The sequence below is a fragment of the Kitasatospora sp. NBC_00458 genome, from assembly GCF_036013975.1.
Classification (GTDB): domain Bacteria; phylum Actinomycetota; class Actinomycetes; order Streptomycetales; family Streptomycetaceae; genus Kitasatospora.
On sequence record NZ_CP107904.1, the window covers coordinates 4,584,369 to 4,608,814 of the forward strand.

Consider the following 24,446-nt stretch of genomic DNA (forward strand, 5'->3'; position numbering starts at 1 on the left):
CCAGTGGTCGACGACAACCGTCCCGAAGGCGAGCAGCCCGAGACCCCCGAGGCCTCTTCGGGGATCACCCTGCGGATCGAGCCCGTCGAGCTCGAAACCGAGATGCAGCGCTCCTACCTCGACTACGCGATGAGCGTCATCGTGAGCCGCGCGCTGCCCGAGGTGCGCGACGGCCTCAAGCCGGTGCACCGCCGCGTGCTCTACGCGATGTACGACGGCGGCTACCGCCCCGAGAAGGGCTACTACAAGTGCGCCCGCGTCGTCGGCGACGTCATGGGCAACTACCACCCGCACGGTGACACGTCGATCTACGACACCGTGGTCCGCCTGGCCCAGCCGTGGTCGCTGCGGATGCCGCTGGTGGACGGCAACGGCAACTTCGGCTCGCCGGGCAACGACCCGGCCGCGGCCATGCGCTACACCGAGTGCAAGATGATGCCGCTGGCCATGGAGATGATGCGCGACATCGACGAGGAGACCGTCGACTTCGCCGCCAACTACGACGGCCGCTCGCAGGAGCCCACCGTCCTGCCCGCGCGCATCCCCAACCTGCTGGTCAACGGTGCCACCGGCATCGCGGTCGGCATGGCCACCAACATCCCGCCGCACAACCTCCGCGAGGTGGCCTCCGGCGCGCTCTGGGCGCTGGAGCACCCGGAGGCCTCCAGCGAGGAACTGCTGGAAGCGCTGATGGAGCGGATCAAGGGCCCGGACTTCCCGACCGGGGCCCTGATCGTCGGCCGCCGCGGGATCGAGGAGGCGCACCGCACCGGTCGCGGCTCGATCACCATGCGCGCCGTGGTCGAGGTCGAGGAGATCCAGGGCCGCCAGTGCCTGGTGATCACCGAGCTGCCGTACCAGGTCAACCCGGACAACCTCGCGCTGAAGATCGCCGACCTGGTCAAGGACGGCAGGGTCGCCGGCATCGCCGACGTCCGCGACGAGTCCTCCTCGCGCACCGGTCAGCGCCTGGTGGTCGTGCTCAAGCGCGACGCCGTCGCCAAGGTCGTGCTGAACAACCTCTACAAGCACACCGACCTGCAGACCAACTTCGGCGCCAACATGCTGGCCCTGGTCGACGGCGTGCCGCGCACGCTGTCGCTCGACGCCTTCATCCGGCACTGGGTCAACCACCAGGTCGACGTCATCGTCCGGCGCACCACCTTCCGGCTGCGCAAGGCCGAGGAGCGCGCGCACATCCTGCGCGCCCTGCTCAAGGCCCTGGACATGATCGACGAGGTCATCGCCCTCATCCGGGCCTCGGACAGCGCCGACGCCGCCCGCAGCGGCCTGATGGGCCTGCTCGACATCGACGAGCTCCAGGCCAACGCCATCCTGGAGATGCAGCTCCGCCGGCTGGCCGCCCTGGAGCGCCGCCGGATCATGGACGAGCACGACGAGCTGCAGCGCAAGATCGACGAGTACAACGCGATCCTGGCCTCGCCGACCCGTCAGCGCGAGATCATCTCGGAGGAGCTCACCGCGATCGTCGACAAGTACGGCGACGAGCGGCGCTCCACCCTCATCCCCTCCGACGGCGACCTCTCCATCGAGGACCTCATCGCCGAGGAGGACATCGTCGTCACGATCACCCGCGGCGGCTACGTCAAGCGGACCCGTTCCGACCTCTACCGCTCGCAGAAGCGCGGCGGCAAGGGCGTCCGCGGTGCCCAGCTGAAGCAGGACGACCTCGTCGACCACTTCTTCGTGACGACGACCCACAACTGGATCCTGTTCTTCACCAACAAGGGCCGGGTCTACCGTGCCAAGGGCTACGAGCTGCCGGACGCCGGGCGCGACGCCCGCGGCCAGCACGTGGCCAACCTGCTGGCCTTCCAGCCGGACGAGCAGATCGCCCAGGTGATGGCCGTCCGGACGTACGAGGACAAGCCGTACCTGGTCCTCGCCACCCGGGCCGGCCTGGTGAAGAAGACCCTGCTGAAGGACTACGACTCCCCGCGCTCCGGCGGCCTGATCGCGATCAACCTGCGCCAGGACGAGGAGGGCCGGGACGACGAGCTGATCGGCGCCGAGCTGGTCTCCGCCGAGGACGACCTGCTGCTGGTCTCCAAGAAGGCCCAGTCGATCCGGTTCACCGCGACCGACGACGCCCTGCGGTCCACCGGCCGCGCCACCTCCGGTGTCAAGGGCATGGCCTTCCGCGAGGACGACGAACTGCTCTCGATGAACGTCGTCCGGCCCGGGACCTACGTCTTCACCGCCACCGACGGCGGGTACGCCAAGCGGACCGCGGTGGACGAGTACCGTGTCCAGGGACGCGGCGGCTACGGCACCAAGGCGGCGAAGATCGTCGAGGGCCGGGGCTCGCTGGTCGGCGCCCTCGTGGTCGACGAGAGCGACGAGATCATGGCGATCACGCTGTCCGGTGGAGTGATCCGCACGAGGGTTTCCGAGGTTCGTGAAACCGGACGTGACACCATGGGCGTCCAACTGATCAACCTCGGAAAGCGCGACGCGGTGGTGGGCATGGCCCGCAACGCGGAAGCGGAGGCCGAGGACGACGAGTCGGCGGAGGACGAGGTGGCGGCCATCGAGTCCACCGAGGCAGCCGAGGGTACCGGGACGGAGCCGGGCGGGGAGACCGCCCAGGCCTGACCTCGTACCGTGTCGGCCGGTACCGTCGCGTCCGTACACGGCGCGGCGGCACCGGCCGCCGACCAGTACCGGGCAATCCCGCCGGGCGCTGGATGACGAGTGACGACGCAGGGCGGCGCCGCCGCCCTGGTGGGAAGTGCGGGAGGACCAGTGAGTGGAGCCACGGGTGCTGCGGGAGGAGCCACCGGCGGCCGTCCGGGCGCAGCACAGGGCGGCGGGGGCTACGGGGTGCCGCAGCCGCCGGCCGAACACCCGGCCGCGTCCACCTCGCTGATGCCCCCGGTCGGCGCGGCGGGACAGGGCGGGGCGACCTACGGCGGCCAGGCGACGCCCCCGCCGCCGCCGGGCGCCCCGGCGGCGGGCGGCGGGTTCTCGCAGCCGACCACCTACGCCAAGGGGCAGCCGACCCCGCCCCGGGGCACCCGGGTCGGCGGTCACACGCCGCCCGGCGGGACGCCCGCCGCGGGTCCCCGCCGGCCCGCCGCCCCGGCCACGCCGGCCGCGGGCCTGGGCCGGACCAGGAAGGCCCGGCTGCGGGTGACCAAGGCCGACCCGTGGTCGGTGATGAAGGTCAGCTTCCTGCTGTCGCTGGCGGTCGGGATCATCCTGATCGTGGCGGCGGCCGTGCTGTGGATGACGCTGGACTCGCTGGGCGTCTTCGAGTCGCTGGGCAAGACCCTCAAGGACATCACCGCCTCGGACACCAACGGCGGCGGCCTGATCCTGATGGACTACGTCGGCTTCGGCAAGGTGATGACCTTCACCTCGCTGATCGCCGTGGTCGACGTGGTGCTGCTGACCGCGCTGGCCACCCTCTCGGCGTTCATCTACAACGCGGCGGCCGGCTTCACCGGCGGCATCGAGCTGACCCTCGCCGAGGAGGACTGACCCTCCGGGCGTGATCCCGGGTCAGTTGCCCCCGCACGGACGGGTCTTCGTCCGCAGACGGAATGAACGGGCCCCGCAGGCTGTTGCAGCCTGCGGGGCCCGTCGGCATTCGGGTGACAGCCGGTCCCCGCGGCGTGCCGCCCGAACGGGCGTCCGCCGTGGTGGGCTTAGCTTGGTCCGCTCGTTCCGAGTCTCCGACCGCCACAGGCCTCCCCGGTCCCACCGGCCGGGTCCGGTACGGCTGCGCAGGTACGCAGGACGGAGGCAGACGATGGCGGAGCTCGCTCGGCGACTGGTCGGGGCCCTGGACGGGCTGCTGGGGGTTCCCGTGCCGCTGAGGATCCAGGCCTGGGACGGCAGCGTCGCGGGGCCGCCGGGGGCGCCCACGCTGGTGCTGCGCAACCGCCGTGCGCTGCGCCGCCTGCTCTGGCAGCCGGGGGAGCTGGGCCTGGCCCGCGCCTACGTCTCGGGGGACCTCGACGTCGCCCCCGGCACCGACCTGTACGACGTGCTGCGGGCCGTCGCGCACTTCGTCGAGCGCCCCGAGATCCGCGGGCTGCGGTTCGGGGCGGCGGACGTCCTGGGGGTCAGGGGCCGCCGGGTGGCCGGGGCCCTGCTGCGGGCCGGGGCGCTGGGCCCGCAGCCCGTCCCGCCGCCGGAGGAGGCCCGTCCGGACGGGCGGCTGCACAGCCGCAGCCGGGACCGGGCGGCGATCAGCCACCACTACGACGTCGGCAACGACTTCTACGCCCTGGTCCTGGGCCCGTCGATGGTGTACTCCTGCGCGTACTGGGAGCCCGCCGCCAGGAGCCTGGAGGCGGCCCAGGAGGCCAAGCTGGACCTCATCTGCCGCAAGCTCGGCCTGCGGCCCGGGATGCGGCTGCTGGACGTCGGCTGCGGCTGGGGCTCCCTGGTGCTCCACGCGGCCCGGCACTACGGCGTGACGGCGGTCGGCGTCTCGATCTCGGCCGAGCAGGTCGCGCTGGCCCGGAAGCGGGTCGAGGAGGCGGGGCTGGCCGACCGGGTGGAGATCCGGCTGCAGGACTACCGGGAGGTCCCGGACGGTCCGTTCGACGCGATCTCCAGTGTCGGGATGGCCGAGCACGTCGGCTCCGCGCAGTACCGGGTCTACGCCGAGAGCCTGTACCGGCTCCTGAAGCCGGGCGGGCGGCTGCTGAACCACCAGATCGCCCGGCGCCCCGACCTCCCGGGCGAGGAGTACCGTCCGAGCCCGTTCATCGACCGCTACGTGTTCCCCGACGGCGAGCTCTCCCCGGTCGGCTCCACGGTCTCCCGGCTGGAGGAGGCCGGGTTCGAGGTGCGCGACGTCGAGGCGCTGCGCGAGCACTACGGGCTGACCCTGCGTGAGTGGGTGGCCAACCTGGAGGCGCACTGGACGGAGGCGGTCCGGCTGGTGGGCCGGGGCCGGGCCCGGGTCTGGCGGCTCTACATGGCGGCCTCCGCGCTGGCCTTCGAGGAGAACCGGATCGGCGTCAACCAGGTCCTCGCCGTCCGTTCGACCGCCGACGGTGCCGCCGGCCTCGCGGCGACCCGTGAGGAGTGGCTGCGCGCTCCCGGCACCGCCCCCGACCAGCCCGTCCCGGGGACGCCCGCCGCCGCCCCGGGTGAATCGGATTTGGGGGATCGGCGATCGGTCCGCTAATCTTTCAGTGCGGCAAGGGGCTATAGCTCAGACGGTTAGAGCGCTTCCCTGATAAGGAAGAGGCCACAGGTTCAAGTCCTGTTAGCCCCACCACCGCGAAGGGCCCGGAGCAATGCTCCGGGCCCTTCGGCGTTTCCGTGGTCCGGGGGTGGAACCCCGGGCGCCGCCCGGGGGTTGTAGGGGTGGGCCGCCCGGCGGCGGGCGGCGTCCGGTGGAGGGACGGTGGCGTGGTGGCGGTGTTCTGGGCGATGAGCATCCCCGGCCTGGTATGCGCGCTGGTGGCGCTGGCCTTCTTCGACCAGCTGGCGCTGCGGGCGCGGAAGTCGCGTCTGGTGCCCTGGCGGGGGACGGGCCGCGAGGGGCAGATCTCGGCGACCGGCTTCGAGCAGCTGCACGCGCAGTTCGCGGCCGGAAAGCAGCACCAGCTGGACGAGCGGCAGAGTTCGCTGATGCTGCGCGACGAGGAGGGGGAGGGCGCTCCGCCCCGGACCAGGGTGGACCTGGCGGCCGGTGTGGCGGTGGTGGTGCCGCCCACGGCGCCGCCCGCGCGCGGGCAGGGCCTGTGACGGCCCTGAGGGGGCTCCACGGGGGCTTCGGGGGGTCTCTGCGGGGATTCGGGACCGGGCCGACCGTACGACAGGAGGTGTGGCGTCAATCCTCCGGCCGGACCGGTCGGTTGGAGGCAGCGGTGGCTGGTCACGATTGGGACACCGGTGTGTATCATCGGCCGCAAGGGCAGTCTGGCAACCCGACCGCCCGTTCGTGCTCGTAAGGAATCATGGACTCGTCGGCCCGGTCGAACCCGATCGGTGCACGGCTGCTGAGTCCGCCAACGCAAGAAGGACGAGGTCCCGCGGTGAAGAAGCTTCTCCTGGTCGCCCTGGTCGCCCTCGGCGGCTTCTTTGTCTACCGTCAGGTCCAGGCGGACCGCGCCGAGCAGGACCTGTGGACCGAGGCCACCGACCCGGTCCCGGCCGGCCGCTGAGGCCGCCGGCGATCTGACGATCGACGATCTTCGGAGGCGCCGGACGGCGCCTCCCGGGCCGGTCGTCCCGGTCGGCTGACCGGGACGACCGGATTCCCCGGGCCCCGTACGGCAGGATTGCCGGACCGGGCGTGGGATTCGCACCGCGACCGGGTACGCTAGTGCCCGGCGGTACGCACGGTGCCGCCCCGGGGCTTTAGCTCAGTTGGTAGAGCGCTGCCTTTGCAAGGCAGATGTCAGGAGTTCGAGTCTCCTAAGCTCCACAGTTCCGCCCACCGCGTGTGGGCAGCCGATCGGCCGCCGACCTGAATCCGGGTCAGCGGCCGATCTGCGTTCTCAGTGCGGTTTCCGCGGGTCGTGCGGCTTGGGCCGGTCGTGGTCCGGCCCTGATCCGGAGCCGTTCTCGGCCGGGGAGTCGGCCGGGGAGTCGGCCGGTGTCCCGGAGTGGTCGGGCCGGCCGGCCGCGGGGCCGGGGGAGGCGGTGCCGGTCCCGCCGTCGGCGCCCGGACCACCGGCCGCGTCGGCCGTGGAGCCGTTCACCGCGGCGGCCGTGCCGCTCCCCGAGGCGTGGGCTCCGGTGGGCTGCGCGGAGGACCGGGCGGCCGCGTCGGAGGCCGGGGTGGCCGGGGGTTCGACCAGCCACTCCGGGTTGCTGTGGTGGCGCCACCACTGCCAGGCCACGATGCCGCTGCCGATCGCCAGGGCGCCCGCCACCGCCAGGCCGGTGGCCCAGTCGTTCCGGTGGGCCTTCCTGACGTTCCGGGCGGCGAGGTCGCTGATCTCGGCGGAGGTGACGTTCCCGTGCAGGGCGGTCAGTGCGGCGGCGCCGCGGGTCTGGGCCTCCTGCGCCACCGGGGTGACGGTGGCGCGTGCCTCCTCGACCGCGTTGACCACCTTGGTGCCGACGGTGGTGCGGGCCTGGTCTGCGGCCTTCACGGCGGCCAGGCGGGTGGCCAGGGCGGCCTCCTGGGCCCGGTGGAAGGCCTTGAGGGCGTTCTGCTGGGCCTCCGGCGGCAGACTGGCGAAGGCGTGACCGATCTGCGGGGCGATGTGCCGGTCGTACTGGACGCGCGCGCTGTGGGCGGCCTGGGAGGCCTTCGGGCCCAGTGCGTCCAGGGTGGGGCCCAGGCGCTGCTTGGCGCTGTCCGCGAGGTTGCCGGCCGTCTCACGAGCTGAGTCCAAACGGGTCACGAGTCTCTCCTCCTGGTGGCGTCCTATATGCACATATCCACCTGAATGCTGATCATGCATCCTGATTTGCCCGGTGGCATTCCGGAGTGGGCCGTACGCGGGGTGTCACGGCGAGTCCGGCGGCGGGGCCGGGGGCGGCCGGAGCGCGGGAGGGTGCGCCGCGGCGGGCCGGAGTCCGGCGGGGCCGGGGCGCCGGGGCGGGCCGGGCGGGGCACGGCGGGCCGGGGGAGGGTGGGGCCGCGGGGTGACGGGTATGGCCGCAGTAGGCTGACCGTTCCGGCGGTCTCCGCCGGGACCGCGTTCGCGTCGTCGCGGCAGATCGCGGCAGACCGCAGGAAGTCGTGGCAGAAGGGGAAATCCGATGCTCCCGGACGAGCCGAGGCCGCCGACCGACCGGATCCCCGGGCCGGAGGGTGGGAACGGGCTGTCCCGCTGCTACCGGCACCCCGAGCAGGAGACCGGCATCGGCTGCTCCCGCTGCGGCCGGCCGATCTGCCCCCGGTGCATGGTGAACGCCTCGGTGGGCTTCCACTGCCCGGAGTGCGTCGGCGAGGGCGGCCGCCAGGTCCGCCGCGCGACGACCCGGTTCGGCGGACAGCCGGCCGGGGACGGCGCGCTGGTCACCAAGGCGCTGATGGGCCTCAACCTGGTGGTCTTCGTCCTGGCCGCCTACGTGCTCACGCCGTGGCTGGCCGACGACCTGATGCTGGTCAGCTTCGACCCGCGCTACACCGGCTTCCCGTACGGCGTCGCCGAGGGCCCTGAGCAGTGGTACCGGCTGCTCACCGCGGTCTTCCTGCACACCGCGCCCTGGCACATCGCCACCAACATGCTGATGCTCTGGGTGATGGGCCCCGCGCTGGAGACGGCGCTGGGCCGGCTCCGCTTCCTGACCCTCTACCTGCTCTCCGGTCTGGCCGGGAGCGCGTTCGCCTTCCTACTGGTCGGCGACGGGATGAAGTCGCTGGGCGCCTCGGGAGCGATCTTCGGCCTGCTCGGCGCGACCCTGGTGATGTACCGCCGGGTCCGGGCGCCGCTCGGCCCGGTGGCCGCGCTGCTGGTGTTCAACCTGATCGTCACCTTCTCGGTGCCCGGCATCGACTGGCGGGCGCACGTCGGCGGCCTGGTGGCGGGGACGCTGACCGCGACCGGCCTGATGTACGCCCCGCGGGAGAACCGGGCGGTCGTGCAGGGGCTGACGGTGGCGGGGGTGGCCGGTCTGGTGGTGCTGATGGTGGCGGTCGGTATGGCCAGCTACGGCGGGTGACGCCGCCCGCACGGTTGTCCACAGCGGGTGGGTGGTTGTGCACAGCCGGTGGGGGTGACCGGGTGTGGATACCTGTTCTACGCGTGTCCCGCTGTGCGTATTCGGCATTCGGGGGAGGGCGTGCGCGGGTGTGGAAAGCGCCCCCGGCGCGAGTTATCCACAGGCCTGCGCGACTTTTCCCCAGTGTGGATAACCATGTGGATAAACGCGATAAGCGGGATAACCGCCGGGGGATATGCCGCACACCCGGCAAGCCGGGCACGACGACGCCGCCCCGGGGACGAAGCCCGTCCCGGGGCGGCGGAATGCGCTCAGGGGTGGAGCCCCGGCGTCACTTCCACTGGGTGGAGACGCCGAACCCCGCCGCGATGAAGCCGAAGCCCACCAGGATGTTCCAGTTCCGCCAGCTCTCCACCGGCCAGGTACCGCTCGTCACGTAGTAGGTGACGATCCAGACCAGGCCGATCAGGAACAGCGCCAGCATCAGCGGTGCAACCCAGCTGCGGCCCGAACTGATCTTCACCGTGGCCGTGGTCGGCGGGGTGTAGTCGGACTTCTTGCGGAGTCGAGACTTCGGCACGAGGAGCTCTCCTGTCGATGCGCTGTGACCGCGCAGGGGTTCAGCGGGGGCGAGGCGGCCGGCGGTGGCGTTGGGGAGAACGTTAAGGGGACCGACCCCACACATGCCACCGGCGTCCGTTAGCGTAGTGGCTCGGCGGGTCTGAAGGAGATAAGGGTACGGTGCCTAATTTGTCGATTCCCCCTCGGCCGCCCCGCACCGGCTCCGCGGGCACCCGAATTGTCGGACGTGCCCTGACCTGCGCCGTCTTCGCGCTCGCCGGACTGCTGTTCTACATCAGCGCGCAGACCGCCCGCGGCACCGATCTGCGGACCGACAACTCGCTGCTCAGCCTCTCCGACGTGATACGGCAGCGCAGCGCCCAGAACCAGCAGTCCCAGACCCAGCTCGCCGACCTCCAGGAACGGGCCCGGCAGCTCACCGACCAGCAGGGCCGCAGCCCCGCCGACGCGGCCCGGCTGACCGCCCTGGAACAGGCGGCCGCACTGGACCCGCTCCAGGGCCCGGGCCTCACCGTCACCCTCAACGACGCCCCGCCGAACGCGACCGCACGCATCCCCGGAGTGCCCGAGCCGGGCGTCAACGACCTGGTGATCCACCAGCAGGACATCCAGGCCGTGGTCAACGCGCTCTGGCGGGGCGGCGCCGAGGGCGTCCAGGTGATGGACCAGCGGCTGATCTCCACCAGCGCCGTCCGCTGCGTCGGCAACACCCTGCTGCTCCAGGGCCGGGTCTACTCGCCGCCGTACGTGGTCAAGGCGGTCGGGAAGACCGACGCGCTGCGCACCGCGGTCGAGGCGGACCCGACGATCCGCAACTACCTGCAGTACGTCCAGGCCTACGGGCTGGGCTGGAAGGTGCAGGAGAGCGGGGACCTCGGCCTGCCCGGCTACACGGGGACGGCGGACCTCCGCTCGGCGACCGGGCAGTAGGAGGGCGGGTCTACTCTTGACCCCAGTCTGATACGTCGAGGGAGCACCATGTACGGCTGGTTCTGGCGTCACCTCCCGGGGCCCACCCTGGTCAAGGCCGTCATCTCGCTCCTCCTCGCCCTGGGAGTGGTCTACCTCCTCTTCACGTACGTCTTCCCGTGGGCGGAACCGCTCCTCCCCTTCGGTGACGTCACAGTGGACGGAGCCGACGACGGTGCCGTCGGCTGACCCGGCGCCACCGCTCCTCGTCCCAGTCCCCGCACCCCACGGAGAACGCGCGCGCATGACCACCCAGCCGAACCCGCCCCGCATCCTGGTCGTGGACAACTACGACAGCTTCGTCTTCAACCTGGTCCAGTACCTCTACCAGCTCGGCGCCACCTGCGAGGTGGTCCGCAACGACGAGGTGACGGTCGGGCACGCGGTGCACCGCGACGGGGACGCCGGCTTCGACGGGGTGCTGCTCTCCCCCGGCCCGGGCTCCCCCGAGGAGGCCGGCGTCTGCATCGAGATGGTGCACCACTGCGCGCGGATCGGGCTGCCGGTGTTCGGCGTCTGCCTGGGCCTGCAGTCGATCGCGGTGGCGTACGGCGCGGTGGTCGACCGGGCGCCCGAGCTGCTGCACGGCAAGACCTCGCCGGTCGAGCACGAGGACGGCGGGGTGTTCGCGGGGCTGCCCTCGCCGCTCACCGCGACCCGGTACCACTCGCTGGCGGTCGAGCCGGCCACCGTGCCGGACGAACTGGTGGTCACCGCACGGACCGCGAGCGGTGTGATCATGGGGCTGCGCCACCGGGAGCTGCCGGTCGAGGGGGTGCAGTTCCACCCCGAGTCGGTGCTCACCGAGGGCGGCCACCGGATGCTCGCCAACTGGCTGGCCGAGTGCGGCGACCCGCTGGCCGTGGACCGTTCGGCCGGGCTCGCCCCGGTGATCGGCCGGGGCTGAGCGGCGTGACCGCGGTGCGTCCGGAGGGGCGCCACCAGTCGGACGCGGATCCGCAGGGCGGCTCCGCGTACCCGGGCGGTGGCCCGTACCCGCAGCACGACGACCCGTACCGGCAGCAGTACCCGCAGGAGCAGTACCCGCAGGAGCAGTACCCCCAGGGGCAGTACCAGCCGGAGCAGTACGCGCAGGAGCAGTACGCCGCGCAGCAGTACGCGCAGGGGCCGTACCCGCAGACCGGGTACCAGGAGCAGTACCCGCAGGCCCAGCAGTACCCGCAGCAGGCGCCGTACGGGCAGGCGCCCTACCCGCAGAACGGCCAGCCGCAGAACGCCCCGTACCAGAACGCCCCGTACCAGAACGGCCAGTACCAGAACGGCCAGTACCGGCCGTACGAACCCCGGCAGGCCGGGCCCGGCCACGGCCAGGGCGGCCACCCGGCGCAGAACGCGGCCGAGGACGGCTGGGGCGTCTACGAGCAGGCCGCGGCGCCCGCGGCGCCCGAGGAGACCCTCCGGCTGCGCCTGGACGCCGAGGACGCCCCCGGGAGCCCCGGCACGGCGATCGCGGCGGCCGAGACGGTCACCATGGCCGCGGTGGCCGGCACCGACGGGCCGCCGCCCGGCGGCGGCCGGGCCGAGCGCCGCCGCGCCGCGCAGGGCCGCACCTCGGTCCGCTCGGGCCACGGACGCCGACGGGCGGGGGACCGGGCCGTCGGCGGACCCCGGCCCAAGGAGTCGCCCGCGGTGCTCGCCGCCCGCTTCCTCGGCGAGCTCTGCATCACCCTCGGCCTGGTGATGCTGCTCTTCGTCTCGTACCAGCTCTGGTGGACCAACGTGCAGGCCGACGCGGCCGCCGACGGGGCCCGCAGCCAGCTGGAGGAGCAGTTCGACGCCGGGCAGCCGGCCCCCGCGGCCCCCGGGCAGCCGGCGCCGGACCCGGCCAAGCCGGAGACCTTCGAGCCCGGCAAGGGCTTCGCGATCATCCACCTGCCGAAGCTGGGCCAGAAGTTCCCGATCGCCGAGGGCACCGCCAAGGGCGCCGTGCTGGACAAGGGCCTGGTCGGCCACTACACCGGCACCGGCATGCCCGCCGACAAGGAGGGCAACTTCGCGCTGGCCGCGCACCGCAACACGCACGGCGAGCCGTTCCGGCGGATCAACCAGCTCGGCAAGGGCGACAAGATCGTGGTGGAGACCGCGACCGCCTACTACACGTACGAGGTGACCGGCGGGATCCCGGAGACCCCGCCGTCCAACGTGAGCGTGATCAAGCCGGTCCCGAACGGCGCCGGCTACGCCCAGAAGGGCCGCTACATCACGCTGACCACCTGTACGCCGGAGTTCAGCTCGAAGTACCGGCTGATCGTCTTTGGCAAGATGATCGACGAACGGCCGCGCAGCCAGGGCAAGCCGGCCGCCCTCACGGCGGGCTGACGACGGCCCCGGGGCGGCCCGAGGGCGGCCCGGGAAGGGGAGAGACGTGACCCAGGGGACCGAGGCGGTGGCCGAGGAGGCCTTCCCGCCGCCCGAACCCGAGCGCGGGCGCGAACCGGCCGCCCGGCGGCGCCGGGGCCGGGCGCTGGCCGTGCTCGGCGTCTTCGGCGAGCTGCTGATCACCCTGGGCCTGGTGCTGGGCCTCTTCGTCGCCTACTCGCTCTGGTGGACCGACGTGCTGGCGGACCGCTCCGCCGCCGCGGCCTCCGACCAGCTGCGCGAGGCCTGGGCGGCCGGCCCGGCCGCTCCCCCGTCGGGCTCCCCCGCCGCCCCGGGCGTCCCGGGCGTCCCGGGCGTCCCGGGCGCCCCCGCGCCCTCCGGCACGCCGGGGCCCGCCGGGCCCTCCTTCGCGGCGGGCGACGGGATCGGCTTCCTGCACGTCCCGGCGATGGGCCGGGGCCAGGTGCTGATCCGGATGGGCACCGACCCGGACACCCTGTCCGAGGGCGTCGCCGGGGTGTACGAGCAGCCGTACCGCTCGGCGATGCCCTGGGACGCCACCGGAAACTTCACACTGGCCGCGCACCGGGACGGCCACGGGGCCAAGTTCCACGACCTGGACGCCGTCGGCAAGGGCGCCGCGATAGTCGTCGAGACGCGGGACAAGTGGTACGTCTACCGGGTCGACAGCACCCTGCCGGAGACGTCCAAGTACGACACCGGCATCGTCGCCCCCGTGCCGAAGGGCTCCGGCTACACCGGTCCCGGCCGGTACATCACGCTGACCACCTGCACGCCGGTCTACACCTCGCGCCACCGGATGGCGGTCTGGGGGAGCCTGGTGCGGGTGGACGACATGGACGCCAAGCGCACCCCGCCGCCGGAGCTGCGGACGCCCTGACGCCGCCCCGCGGGCCCGCCCCCGGGCGGCCCGCCGGCGGCCTGCGGGGCCGGACGGCGCAACGAAGCCCGAGGGCCCGTCGACGGAGCTTGGGTTCAAGGGGTCGTCGCAACACCACTTGGTTTTAGGTGGTGAGTAGATCACGTAGACGCTCGGCTGGGGTATCCCAGCCGAGCGTCTTGCGTGGGCGGCCGTTGAGTTCTTGGGCGACGTGTTCGAGGTCTTCGGGGCTGTGCGGGCTGAGGTCGGTTCCCTTCGGGAAGTACTGCCGCAGGAGCCCGTTCGTGTTCTCGTTCGAACCGCGTTGCCAGGGTGAGGCGGGGTCGCAGAAGTAGACGGGCATGCCGGTGGCCATGGTGAACTGCCTGTGGCGTGCCATCTCGCTGCCCTGGTCCCAGGTGAGGGAGCCGCGCAGGTGGGCGGGCAGGGTCTGGATGGTGCGGACGAGGCCGTCGCGGACGGTCTCGGCGTCGTGGGCACCGCCCGGCAGGTGGACCAGCATGGTGTAACGGGTGCTGCGCTCGACCAGGGTGGCGATCGCGGAGCGGCCGCCCGCGCCGATGATCAGGTCCCCTTCCCAGTGACCGGGCACGGCCCGGTCCTCGACGTCGGCGGGTCGGTCGCTGATCATCACCATCGGGTCGATGAACCGCGGGGTGCGCCGCTCGGGGTCGCGGCGGGGTTTGCGGCGGGTCCGGCCGGAGCGGACGGCTGCCTGTACTTCCCGTTTCAGGCCGCCACGGGCCTGGAAGTACAGCGCCTGGTAGATCGTTTCCACGCTCACCCGCATGCTCTCGTCGTCGGGATGCTCCGTCGGTAGAGCGTGGCAGATCTGTTCCGGTGACCACCGGACGCGCAGTCTGTCCTGCACGAAGCCGCGCAGTCGTCCCTCGCGCAGCAGCTTGCGCTCCTTGGGCCGGGGCCTGCGTGCGGCGGCCGCCCGGTGGGCCGCGTAGGGCTGGTATCCCTTGCTGCCCGAGTTCGCGTCGATCTCCCGCTTGACCGTGCTCGCCGGCCGCCCCAGGGCACGTCCGATCGCCCGCAACGACTGACCGAGTGCCTGGAGATCCCGTATCCGTTCGCGCTCGGCCAGTGTCAGGAACCTCGGGTGCAGTTGCTGTTCCAGGGCCGTCAGGCCCACTGGTGCCGTGGTCACACCGCACATCGTGACGGTCCCGGTGGCGTAGTCGACACGGCGGCCGTCGGGATAGGTCCGCGTCATGGCACTCTTCTTGACGCCCTGGTCCCAGTCCCTGGCCGTGCGCTCGCTCACACCGACCCGCCGGGCCGCCTCCTGACGCGCGACACCCCCGGCCCGGAGCCGCTCGTACTCGTCGCGCCCGGGGTGCCGCCGTGGCAGGCGCACCGAGCTCTGTCCGGCCTTCCGGGCCCAGCCGAAGGCGGTGTTCCGGTTCATCCCCAGCTCACGCGCCACCACGGTCACGTTCCCCACGGCATCCAGCCGCGCAAGGAAACGCTCCCTCAACCCCGAAAGATCATCGCGTCCAACGCCCACGGTCCCCGCAACTCCCATCGATCACGGGTGTTGCGAGGACCGTTAGAACCCAAGGAGTGTCGACGGGCCCTCGGGCGTTCGCGTGCACGTCCCGGAGACGACTCAGCCGGTCGGCCCGGTGTCAGAACCAGGGGAACCAGGGCTTGGTCGTCGGGTCACCCTTTGGTGTTGGAGGGCGTGGGGAGTCCGGGGATCCCGGGGACGGTGGGTGTGTCGCCCCCTTTGGGCGGGTCGGCCGCCTTGGTCATCAGGCCGACCGAGCTGTTCGGGTCGACCTGGGTCCCGGCCTGCGGGTTCGAGAGGATCACCGTCGAGTTGGGGTCCTGCGGGCCCGACACCACGGTGAACTGCAGGCCGAGGGTCTGGAGCTGCTTGATGGCGTCCTTGAGCAGGACGTTCTGCAGCGGCGGGACGCTGACCTTCTCCGGGGCCTTGTAGATGGTCAGCTGCACCTTGGTGTTGGCCGCCACCTTGCTGTTGGCCGCCGGCGTCTGCGAGGCGACCGTGTTGACCTTGGCCGGGTCGTTGGTCTGGGTGCTCTTCGAGGCGTCGACCTGGAACCCGGCGCCCTCCAGGGCGGCCTGCGCGGCCTCCTTCTGCTGGCCGACCACGTTGGGCACCGGGACCTTGGCCTTGCCCTGCGACACCGTGAGCTTGATCGGGGCGGTCGGGTCGGCACCCGCGTTGGCCGCCGGGTCCTGGCCGATGACCTGCTCCAGCGGAGCGTTGTCGTCGTCCTTGTAGTCGGCGGAGACGTTGGTGAACCCGGCGTCGTTCAGGGCCTTGGTCGCCTGCTCCTTCGTCTTGCCGACCACGTTCGGCACGGTGGCCTTGGCCGGGCCGGAGGAGAGCTGCACCGTGATCGTGCCGGCCTCGGCGAGCTGCTCGCCGGCCGCCGGGGTCTGGGTGCAGACCTGGTCCTTCTTCACGTTGGTGTCCGGGCAGGCGACCTTCTCGCCCTCGGTGACCACCAGCTTGGGACCGGCCTGGGCGGCGAGCGTCTTGGCCTCGGTCAGGCTCCTGCCGACCAGGCTCGGCGCCGTGACCTTCGGCGCCTCCCTCGGGGTGTCGGTCCTCTTGTTGCTGAACATCGCCTGGGCGACGAAGAAGGTGCCGACCAGGACCAGGACGGCGGCGACCGCCAGCACGATCCAGGAGGTGTTGCTCTTCTTCGGCGGCTCCTCGCCGCGCCGGCCCGCGCGGCCGTACCCGTCGTCGTAGCCGTCGTTGCCGCCACCGGGCGGACCGGCGTGGGTCTGGCCGTAGCCGTCGTCGTAGCCGGGGGCCTGGTGCTGCGGGTAGCCGCCCGGGGCGGCCTGCGGGAGCACCGTGGTCGGGCCGCCCGCGGTCTGCTGCGGCAGCATGTTGGTCTGGCCGTACGGGTCGTGCTGCGGGTACCCGTTCTGGTCGTAGCCGTACCCGGCGCCCATGCCGTAGGCGGCGGCCTGCTGGGCGGCGGCCACCGGCAGGCCGTCGAGGAAGCGCTCGATGTCGTCGCGCATCTCGTCGGCGCTCTGGTAGCGGTAGTCGCGGTCCTTGGCGAGCGCCTTGAGCACGATCGCGTCGACCTCGGGGCGGACCTCGGGGTCGAAGACGGACGGCGGCTGCGCCTCCTCCCGGACGTGCTGGTACGCGACCGCGACCGGGGAGTCGCCGACGAACGGGGGGCGGACGGTCAGCAGCTCGTAGAGCAGGCAGCCGGTGGAGTAGAGGTCGGAGCGGGCGTCCACCTGCTCGCCCTTGGCCTGCTCCGGGGAGAGGTACTGGGCGGTGCCGATGACGGCGGAGGTCTGCGTCATCGTCATGCCGGCGTCGCCCATCGCACGGGCGATGCCGAAGTCCATGACCTTGACGTTGCCCTGCCGGGTCAGCATGACGTTGGCGGGCTTGATGTCACGGTGCACGATGCCGGCGCGGTGCGAGTACTCCAGGGCCTGGAGGATGCCGATGGTCATCTCCAGCGCCCGCTCCGGCAGCAGCCGGCGCCCGGAGTGCAGCAGCTCGCGCAGCGTGGACCCCTCGACGTACTCCATCACGATGTACGGGATGGAGATCCCGTCGATGTAGTCCTCGCCGGTGTCGTAGACGGCGACGATGGCGGGGTGGTTGAGTGACGCCGCAGACTGTGCCTCACGACGGAAGCGGGCCTGGAACGACGGATCCCGGGCCATGTCGGCCCGGAGCGTCTTCACTGCGACGGAACGGCCGAGCCTGGTGTCATGGGCGAGGTACACCTCGGCCATGCCGCCGCGTCCCAGGACGCCGCCGAGCTCGTACCTGCCGCCTAGGCGACGAGGCTCTTCCATAGTTCCGACCCTCTCCCTCACCCGCCGGTGAGGTTGTGACGTAGGTGTCCCCGCACGCTCCGTGTGACGCCGCCCGGGCCCCGGATGGTTCTGCGTTCAGGACCGTGCGGCGCCTCGCGGGCGGCAACGGGTACACCCGCTGCTGCGGATACGCTACCGGTCGCGCCGTGCCGGACCCGCGTCGACCGCAGGCCGATACCAGACCGGTATCCGGACAGGGGTGCCGATCGTGACATTTCACTCACCCGCGGAACCTCCCCTCCCGTGCTCCCGGACGGCCCGGGAGAACCCCGTCGCCGGGCCCCGGCGCGTCGGACTACTTGCCGAGCACCGCCTGCATCACCGACTTCGCGATGGGCGCGGCCAGCCGGCCGCCGCTGATGCCGTCACGGTTGTTGGAGCCGTCCTCGACCACCACCGCGACCGCGACCGAGCGGCCGTCCGCCGTCTTGGCGTAGGAGGTGAACCAGGCGAACGGCAGGCCCGCGTTGTCCTCGCCGTGCTGGGCGGTACCGGTCTTGCCGCCGACCGTCAGGCCGGGGATCCGGGCGTTCTTGCCGGTGCCGTTCTCGACCACCGAGACCATCATCTCCTGCAGCTTGGCCGCGGTGGCCGGGCTGATCGGCTGCGAGAACTGCTTCTCGCTGTGCTGGGAGATGGCGGTCAGCGAGGCGGAGCGCTCCTGCTGGACGAGGTAGGGCTGCATCAGCGAGCCGTTGTTGGCGATCGCCGCCGACACCATGGCCATCTGGAGCGGGGTGGCCCGGGTGTCGTGCTGGCCGATGGAGTCCAGGGCCGTGCCGTCCGGGGTGGAGCCGGTCGGGAAGACGCTCTTCTCGGAGCGGATCGGGGTGTCGACGGTGCTGTTGAAGCCGAACTTCTCGGCCTGCGCCCGCATCTTGTCCTTGCCCAGGTCCGCGCCGAGCTTGCCGTAGACCGTGTTGCAGGACTGGTCCATGCCGGACTTCAGCGTGGCGTTCGCGCACTTCTCGAACTCGGACTCGTTCTTCAGCTCGGTCTTGGTGCCGGGCAGGATGTACGGGTCCGGGGTGTCGGTGGTGTCGTCGATGTTCTGGTACAGGCCGTTCTCGAACGCCGCCGCCGCGGTGACCAGCTTGAACGTCGAGCCGGGCGGGTAGGTCTCGCGCAGCGCGCGGTTGAGCATCGGCTTGTTCGGGTCGGCGTTGAGGTCGGTCCAGGCCTTGCTGTCGGCGGGCTCGTTGCCGGCGAACACACCCGGGTCGTAGGACGGGGTGGAGACCAGGGACAGGATCGCGCCGGTCCGCGGGTCGAGCGCGACCACGGCGCCCTTCTTGTTGCCGAGCCCCTCGAACGCGGCCTTCTGGGCCTTGGCGTTGATGGTGGTGACGACGTCGCCGCCCTTCTTCGGCTCCCCGGTCAGCATGTCCAGGGTGTTGCGGAAGAAGAGCCGGTCGTCGCTGCCGGAGAGGATGCCGTCCTCCAGCTGCTCCAACTGGCTGGCCCCGAAGGCCTGCGAGGAGTAGCCGGTCACCGGCGCGTACATCGGGCCGTCGACCCAGGACCGCTTGTACTTGTAGCGCAGGCCGTTGACGAAGGCGGACTGGGTGACCGGCTGGCCGTCCACGATGATGTTGCCGCGCGGGTGGGCGTACCGGTCGTAGACCTGGCGCTTGTTGTTCTTGTTGGTGGCCCAGGCCTCGGCCTGGACGCCCTGCACCCAGTTGGTGCGCACCATGAGGGCCAGGATCAGGACGAGGCAGAAGATCGAGACCCGGCGGATCGGCTTGTTCACGCGGCTGCTCCCCCCTGGAGCTCGGTGGCGGGAGCGGGTTCCACGCCCGGTCGGCGGGCACTGTCGCTGATCTTCAGGAGGATCGCGACCAGCGCCCAGTTGGCGACCACCGAGGACCCGCCCTGGGCGAGGAACGGCATGGTCATACCGGTCAGCGGGATCAGGCCGGTGACGCCGCCGGCCACCACGAAGACCTGGAGCGCCATCGCCGAGGAGAGGCCGACGGCGAAGAGCTTGCCGAACGGGTCGCGGGCGGCGATCGCGGTGCGCAGGCCGCGCTGGATCAGCAGGGCGTAGAGCATGAAGATCGCCATCATGCCGGTGAGGCCCAGTTCCTCGCCGAAGGAGCCGAGGATGAAGTCGCTCTTGGCGGCGAAGTCGATCAGCCAGGAACGCCCCTGGCCGAGGCCGGAGCCGGTCACGCCGCCGGAGCCGAGCGCCATCAGCGACTGGCCGATCTGCTCGGTCGCGCCGTCCGGGGGCTTGGGGGCGAACGCGGCCATCGGGTCGAGCCAGGCGTCGATGCGGGTCTTGACGTGGCTGGTGGTGGAGGCGACCGCGACGGCGCCGCCGACCGACATCAGCAGGCCGAAGATGATCCAGCTGGTGCGCTCGGTGGCGACGTACAGCATCACCACGAAGAGGCCGAAGTACAGGAACGACGAGCCGAGGTCGTTCTCGAAGACCAGGATCAGCAGGCTGAGCAGCCAGATCACGATGATCGGGCCGAGGTCGCGGCCGCGCGGCAGGTAGAGGCCCATGAAGCGGCGGCTGGCCAGGGCCAGGGCGTCCCGCTTGACCATCAGGTAGCCGGCGAAGAAGACGGTCAGGATGATCTTGGCGAACTCGCCCGGCTGGATCGAGAAGGCACCCATCCGGATCCAGATCTTGGCCCCGAAGTCCTCCTTGCGCGCCGGGAAGAAGGCGGGCGCGGCGAGCAGCACCAGGGCCACCGCCATCGAGATGTAGGTGTAGCGCTGGAGGACGCGGTGGTCCTTCAGGAACACCATCACCACGATGAAGAGCGCGATCCCGAGGCCCGACCACATGAGCTGGTTGGGCGCCGCCGCGAAGTTCTTGTGCAGCAGCGGCCCGGCCTTGTCGAGCCGCCAGATCATCACCAGGCCGAGCCCGTTGAGCAGGGTGGCGATGGGCAGCATCAGCGGGTCCGCGTACGGCGCGAACTTCCGCATCAGCAGGTGGGCGATCAGGGCGAGCGCCCCCATGCCGAGGCCGTAGCCGAGCATGCCGGTGGGCAGCTTGTCGTCCATCGCCAGGCCCACGTTGGCGTAGGCCAGGACCGGCAGCACCACCGCGAAGGCGAGCAGCGCCAGCTCGGTGTTGCGCCGGTTCGGTGTGCCCTGCGGCGAGATCGTGGTGTTGCCCCGGCGCCGCGAGGACGCGCGGTCGGCGGGTACGCCGCCGGCCTGGCGTCCGTCGGACCGGTTGTTCGCATCACTGCTCAGGTCGAAGGTGCTCATGCTCCCGCCTCGGTCCACTCGGCGGGGGCGGTCACCCGGGCACGTCTCTCGATGGTCTGCTCGCTCACGTGGTGGCCGCTCCCAGCCGGCCGGCGGGCCCGCGCGGGGCGGGCCTATGTCGGGTCGCGGCCGTCACGGCTTCGGGCAGGAGTCGGCCCGCTGCCGCTCCTCGTCGCTCAGGCCGGGCAGCTCGCCCTGCGGGGCGGCCGGGGCGGCGGCGCTCTGGCTGGGCACGGCCGCGGACGGCGTGCCGGGTGCCGGAGCGCTCGGGGTCGGGGTGCTCGGGGTCGGGGTCGTCGTGGGTACGCCCGCGGCGGGGGCCCGGCCGGTCGCGGACGGGCTCGGCGGCGTGGTGGCCGTCACGAACCCGGCCTGCAGGGCCGTCCCGGCGGCTCCGCCGGCGGCCGAGGCGGGGACCGTCGGCGGAGCGGCCGGCGCGGTCTGCCCGGACGCGGCGGCGGTCCGGGCGTCGGCGACCTTGCGGCAGAGCGCGGCCTGCTCGCCCAGCTTCTTCACCTTGTCGTCGGCGTCGCCGAGGCTGCTCGCCGAGATGGTGTTGGTGACGTGGGTCTGCTGGTCCTGCGGCAGGTACTTGAGCTCGATCTCCTTGTACGGGGTGTGCACCGAGGAGAGGCTCAGTCCGGCCAGGCTCTGGTTGACGCCCCGGTAGACCGCGACGTGGTCCCCCTCGGCGCCGACGTAGTACTGGCTCTGGGTCCACTGGTAGCCGAAGAAGCCGCCCGCGCCGAGCAGGCCCAGGGTGACCAGGCCGATCAGCGAGAAGGTCAGCGCCCGGTTCCTGCGCTTGGCCGGCGGCTCGCCGTCGTCGAAGCCCTCGGCGCCGTAGGCGGCGGGTTCGCCGGGGGCGTAGCCCTCCGGGTAGCCCTCGGCCGGGCCGAAGCCGCCCGGCCCGCCGCCCGGGTGGCCGGCGTCGTAACCGGCGGCCGGGCCGAACGCGCCCTGCGGGCCGCGGCCGAGCCCGGCGGCGCGGCCGGCCGGGGTGTCGCGGATCGACTGGTCGGCGGCGGTCGAGGACGGCGGGGTCTCGGCGACCGCGCCGACGACCACCGGGACGTCGGTGAACTGGCCGCTCATGGTGTCCGTGGCACCCACGTCGAGGACGTCCGCCACGATGCAGGTGATGTTGTCCGGGCCGCCGCCGCGCAGGGCGAGCTGGATCAGCTCCTGCACGGTCTGCTCGGGCGAGTAGTAGCTGCCGAGGGTGTCCTGGAGGGTCTGGTGGCTGACCGGACCGGAGAGGCCGTCGGAGCAGATCAGGTAGCGGTCGCCGGCCCGGACCTCGCGGATCGACAGGTCCGGCTCGACCTGGCCGCGGCCGTCCAGCGCCCGCATCAGCAGCGACCGCTGCGGGTGGGTCTCGGCCTCCTCGGGGGTGATCCGGCCCTCGTCGACCAGCCGCTGCACCCAGGTGTGGTCCTGGGTGATCTGCACCAGCGAACCGTCGCGCAGCAGGTAGGCGCGGGAGTCGCCGACGTGGACCAGGCCCATCCGCTGCCCGGTCCAGAGCATCGCGGTGAGGGTGCAGCCCATGCCTTCGAGCTGCGGGTCCTCCTCGACCATCTGGCGGAGCCGGTCGTTGGCGCCCTGGACCGCGTCACCGAGCAGGGTCAGCAGGTCGGCGCCGGGCACGTCCTCGTCCAGCCGGACGATCGAGCCGAGCACCTCGGAGGAAGCGACCTCGCCGGCCGCCGCGCCGCCCATGCCGTCGGCCACGGCCAGCAGCCGCGGGCCGGCATAGCCGGAGTCCTCGTTCCCCTCCCGGATCAGTCCCTTGTGGGAGCCGGCGGCGAAGCGCAGCACCAGGGTCATGCGACCTGTGCCCCCCTCTGGGTCATGGACGGGATGCTGTCCCTCATGCGCTACTACTTCCGCAGTTCGATGACGGTCCTGCCGATACGGATCGGCATGCCAGGCTGGAGCGGGGTCGGCGCGGTCAGGCGCTGACGGTCCAGATAGGTGCCGTTGGTGGAGCCTAGATCCTCGACCGTCCACTGCCCAGTCTGGTCGGGATAGATCCTGGCATGCCGGGAGGACGCGTAGTCGTCGTCCAGCACGATGGTGGAGTCATGGGCCCGGCCCAGGGTGATGGTCTGGCCCTGGAGCGCGACGGTGGTCCCGGCCAGTGAGCCCTGGACCACGACGAGCTGGGTCGGTGCGCCGCGACGGCGCCCGCCGCCCTGGGTCTGCGGACCGCCGGAGGGCTGGGCCTGCGCGGGGCGTCCGGGCGCGGGGGTCGTGGTGCCGGCCGCGGGGGCGGCGGCGCCCCGGCGGGACGCGCGGGGGTTCACCCTGGTCCCGAACAGGTCGCTGCGGATCACCTGGACCGCGACGATCACGAACAGCCACAGCACGGCCAGGAAGCCCAGCCGCATGACCGTCAGGGTCAGTTCTGACATGGCCGGCCCGCCCGTGAGTGAGCGAAGCGAGCGAACAAATCGGACACTACCCTTCGACCTGTCGGTAGACGATGGTGGTGGAGCCCACGACGATTCGAGAGCCGTCGCGGAGCGTAGCGCGCTGGGTGTGCTGTCCGTCCACCACGATGCCGTTGGTGGAGCCCAGGTCGAGCACCATCGAGGGGGTACCGGGCCGGATCTCGGCGTGCTTCCGGGAGACCCCGGGGTCGTCGATGCGGACGTCCGCCTCCGTGGAGCGGCCGAGCACGCAGGCGTTCCCGGTGATCTGGTGCCGGGCACCGTTCACCTCGATCCAGCGGCGCACCGACGTGCCGTGGCCGGCGCCCGGGAACGGGCGCACGTTGCCTCCGGCCGGGGCGGGCGGCCCGGAAGGCGAGGCCGGGGGCGCGGCGGGCGGCGGCGGCGCGCCGTACGGGGCGCCGCCCTGCTGTTGCTGCTGCCAGGGTGCGCCGGGCGCCGGGGCGGCCGGCGGCCGCCCGTAGCCGCCGCCCTGGGTGGGCTGCGCGGGCGCCTGCTGCTGCTGGGGCGGCGGCGGGAGCTCCTCGGCCGCGAGGGTGCGGCTGCGCACCCGGTACAGGCCGGTGTCCAGGTCGTCGGCCTTCTCCAGGTTCACCTGGAGCGGTCCCATGAAGCTGTACCGCTGGGCCTCGGCGTACTCGCGGACCATGCCGGACAGCTCGGTGCCCAGCTGCCCGGAGTAGGGGCTCAGCCGTTCGAAGTCGTGCGGGCTCAGCTCGACGATGAAGTCGTTGGGCACGACGGTGCGCTCGCGGTTCCAGATGCTCGCGTTGTTGTCGCACTCGCGCTGCAGCGCTCCGGCGATCTCCACGGGCTGGACCTCGGATTTGAACACCTTGGCGAAGGTGCCGTTGACGAGACCCTCGAGTCGCTGCTCGAACTTCTTCAGCACTCCCATGGGGCACCCCCTTCCAGGGTTCGTTCGCCTGCCTGCCGACCGGATCCGGGGGAGCCGGTCGCGCCTACTTGCGGTACTTCCGTACTGATCGTATCCACGCCGGGGCCATCCGTACGGTTCCCGGAGCACGTGGTGCCCGGGGGTGGGCTCGGACACACAGGGTGACGCATGCGGGCGGCAGCATGCCAGGGCTACCCGCCCGAGGGGGCCGCCATCCCTCGCTCGCCTGTTCGCCGGGCATCCGTTCGGATGCGCCCGGCCTCCCGGGGGAACGGATTCGGAGGCGGCCCGCAGGTCGTGCTACTGTTTTCCACGTCGGAAGGGGCACCCGCAAGGGGGCCGGATCGAAGAACCGCAAGGGCCACATGGTACCGAGTGGGTCGGCTGATCGGCTGGCAACCACGACAAACACCCATGCGCGGGTGGCGGAATAGGCAGACGCGCTGGATTCAGGTTCCAGTGCCCGAAAGGGCGTGGGGGTTCAACTCCCCCCTCGCGCACAGCGAAGCCCCGCAGATCTTCGGATCTGCGGGGCTTTCTCGTTCTCCCCCCTCGCTCCCCTCGTGCCTCCCGGCCTCCGCGACCCGGCCCCGACGGTCGGCACTCCGGGGCC

20 protein-coding genes and 3 tRNA genes are annotated in these 24,446 nt (G+C 72.0%); 14 read left to right on the forward strand and 9 right to left on the reverse strand.

Features of this window, described 5'->3' with window-relative positions; translation table 11 throughout:
* The first annotated feature begins 3 nt into the window (after positions 1 to 3).
* The 7 genes from gyrA to OG550_RS18875 all read left to right on the forward strand — a co-directional run bounded on the left by gyrA (position 4) and on the right by OG550_RS18875 (position 6,415).
* Positions 4 to 2,616 carry a DNA gyrase subunit A gene (gene gyrA, locus OG550_RS18845; RefSeq protein WP_327679067.1) on the forward strand — a complete coding sequence of 871 codons (2,613 nt, stop codon included), beginning with the start codon at positions 4 to 6 and terminating at the stop codon, positions 2,614 to 2,616.
* Between the two features lie 150 nt (positions 2,617 to 2,766).
* Positions 2,767 to 3,504, forward strand: coding sequence for a DUF3566 domain-containing protein (locus OG550_RS18850; protein ID WP_327679069.1), 738 nt, complete (start codon positions 2,767 to 2,769; stop codon positions 3,502 to 3,504).
* Positions 3,505 to 3,775: 271 nt separating this feature from the next.
* Positions 3,776 to 5,167, forward strand: coding sequence for a cyclopropane-fatty-acyl-phospholipid synthase family protein (locus tag OG550_RS18855; protein WP_327679071.1), 1,392 nt, complete (start codon positions 3,776 to 3,778; stop codon positions 5,165 to 5,167).
* Positions 5,168 to 5,183: 16 nt separating this feature from the next.
* Positions 5,184 to 5,260: transfer RNA gene (locus OG550_RS18860), tRNA-Ile, on the forward strand.
* A 155-nt stretch (positions 5,261 to 5,415) separates the two neighbouring features.
* Positions 5,416 to 5,733: a DUF6191 domain-containing protein gene (locus tag OG550_RS18865; protein WP_327683972.1), complete on the forward strand. Its 318-nt coding sequence runs from the start codon at positions 5,416 to 5,418 to the stop codon at positions 5,731 to 5,733.
* A 290-nt stretch (positions 5,734 to 6,023) separates the two neighbouring features.
* The gene (locus OG550_RS18870) at positions 6,024 to 6,152 is read left to right on the forward strand and encodes a DLW-39 family protein (protein ID WP_014137031.1); all 129 of its coding nucleotides are present in this window, start codon (positions 6,024 to 6,026) and stop codon (positions 6,150 to 6,152) included.
* A 190-nt stretch (positions 6,153 to 6,342) separates the two neighbouring features.
* Positions 6,343 to 6,415: transfer RNA gene (locus OG550_RS18875), tRNA-Ala, on the forward strand.
* A 73-nt stretch (positions 6,416 to 6,488) separates the two neighbouring features.
* Here OG550_RS18875 and OG550_RS18880 read toward each other — a convergent pair.
* Positions 6,489 to 7,343 (reverse strand): DUF5324 family protein, encoded by an 855-nt coding sequence (locus tag OG550_RS18880; RefSeq protein ID WP_442906022.1) that lies wholly within the window; start codon positions 7,341 to 7,343, stop codon positions 6,489 to 6,491.
* Positions 7,344 to 7,704: 361 nt separating this feature from the next.
* On the opposite strand from OG550_RS18880, the gene OG550_RS18885 reads away from it, so the two are divergent.
* Positions 7,705 to 8,610 carry a rhomboid family intramembrane serine protease gene (locus OG550_RS18885; RefSeq protein WP_327679074.1) on the forward strand — a complete coding sequence of 302 codons (906 nt, stop codon included), beginning with the start codon at positions 7,705 to 7,707 and terminating at the stop codon, positions 8,608 to 8,610.
* A gap of 331 nt (positions 8,611 to 8,941) precedes the next feature.
* Here the strand turns inward: OG550_RS18885 and crgA are convergent, their stop codons facing one another.
* The gene (crgA, locus tag OG550_RS18890) at positions 8,942 to 9,190 is read right to left on the reverse strand and encodes a cell division protein CrgA (RefSeq protein ID WP_327679076.1); all 249 of its coding nucleotides are present in this window, start codon (positions 9,188 to 9,190) and stop codon (positions 8,942 to 8,944) included.
* 176 nt (positions 9,191 to 9,366) lie between these two features.
* Between crgA and OG550_RS18895 the strand changes: the two genes are divergently transcribed.
* Genes OG550_RS18895 through OG550_RS18915 form a run of 5 tightly spaced genes read left to right on the forward strand, consistent with a single transcriptional unit; the run spans position 9,367 to position 13,402 of the window.
* A complete protein-coding gene (locus tag OG550_RS18895; protein WP_327683974.1) occupies positions 9,367 to 10,122 on the forward strand; it encodes a DUF881 domain-containing protein in 756 nt (251 codons plus the stop codon).
* 48 nt (positions 10,123 to 10,170) lie between these two features.
* Complete coding sequence (locus OG550_RS18900; RefSeq protein ID WP_327679077.1) at positions 10,171 to 10,350, forward strand: hypothetical protein; 180 nt, start codon at positions 10,171 to 10,173, stop codon at positions 10,348 to 10,350.
* Between the two features lie 55 nt (positions 10,351 to 10,405).
* A complete protein-coding gene (locus OG550_RS18905; protein ID WP_327679078.1) occupies positions 10,406 to 11,068 on the forward strand; it encodes an aminodeoxychorismate/anthranilate synthase component II in 663 nt (220 codons plus the stop codon).
* Between the two features lie 5 nt (positions 11,069 to 11,073).
* A complete protein-coding gene (locus OG550_RS18910; RefSeq protein ID WP_327679080.1) occupies positions 11,074 to 12,501 on the forward strand; it encodes a class E sortase in 1,428 nt (475 codons plus the stop codon).
* A gap of 46 nt (positions 12,502 to 12,547) precedes the next feature.
* On the forward strand, positions 12,548 to 13,402 hold the full coding sequence (locus tag OG550_RS18915) for a class E sortase (RefSeq protein WP_442906023.1): 855 nt from the start codon (positions 12,548 to 12,550) through the stop codon (positions 13,400 to 13,402).
* A 124-nt stretch (positions 13,403 to 13,526) separates the two neighbouring features.
* Here OG550_RS18915 and OG550_RS18920 read toward each other — a convergent pair whose 3' ends face one another.
* From OG550_RS18920 to OG550_RS18950, 7 genes are all read right to left on the reverse strand, one after another.
* Positions 13,527 to 14,762, reverse strand: a complete 1,236-nt coding sequence (locus OG550_RS18920) for an IS30 family transposase (protein ID WP_442906122.1) — start codon at positions 14,760 to 14,762, stop codon at positions 13,527 to 13,529.
* A 311-nt stretch (positions 14,763 to 15,073) separates the two neighbouring features.
* Complete coding sequence (pknB, locus tag OG550_RS18925) at positions 15,074 to 17,224, reverse strand: Stk1 family PASTA domain-containing Ser/Thr kinase (RefSeq protein WP_327679082.1); 2,151 nt, start codon at positions 17,222 to 17,224, stop codon at positions 15,074 to 15,076.
* Between the two features lie 316 nt (positions 17,225 to 17,540).
* Positions 17,541 to 18,998, reverse strand: a complete 1,458-nt coding sequence (locus tag OG550_RS18930) for a peptidoglycan D,D-transpeptidase FtsI family protein (RefSeq protein WP_327679084.1) — start codon at positions 18,996 to 18,998, stop codon at positions 17,541 to 17,543.
* The gene (locus OG550_RS18935; RefSeq protein WP_327679086.1) at positions 18,995 to 20,479 is read right to left on the reverse strand and encodes an FtsW/RodA/SpoVE family cell cycle protein; all 1,485 of its coding nucleotides are present in this window, start codon (positions 20,477 to 20,479) and stop codon (positions 18,995 to 18,997) included. The genes OG550_RS18930 and OG550_RS18935 overlap by 4 nt, the downstream gene beginning before the upstream one ends.
* Positions 20,480 to 20,611: 132 nt before the next feature.
* Positions 20,612 to 22,309, reverse strand: a complete 1,698-nt coding sequence (locus OG550_RS18940; RefSeq protein WP_327679088.1) for a PP2C family protein-serine/threonine phosphatase — start codon at positions 22,307 to 22,309, stop codon at positions 20,612 to 20,614.
* 53 nt (positions 22,310 to 22,362) lie between these two features.
* The gene (locus OG550_RS18945; RefSeq protein WP_327679090.1) at positions 22,363 to 22,896 is read right to left on the reverse strand and encodes an FHA domain-containing protein FhaB/FipA; all 534 of its coding nucleotides are present in this window, start codon (positions 22,894 to 22,896) and stop codon (positions 22,363 to 22,365) included.
* A gap of 46 nt (positions 22,897 to 22,942) precedes the next feature.
* Positions 22,943 to 23,833: a DUF3662 and FHA domain-containing protein gene (locus OG550_RS18950; protein ID WP_327679091.1), complete on the reverse strand. Its 891-nt coding sequence runs from the start codon at positions 23,831 to 23,833 to the stop codon at positions 22,943 to 22,945.
* A gap of 416 nt (positions 23,834 to 24,249) precedes the next feature.
* Between OG550_RS18950 and OG550_RS18955 the strand changes: the two genes are divergently transcribed.
* Positions 24,250 to 24,333 (forward strand) — tRNA-Leu (locus OG550_RS18955).
* The last annotated feature ends 113 nt before the right edge of the window (positions 24,334 to 24,446 follow it).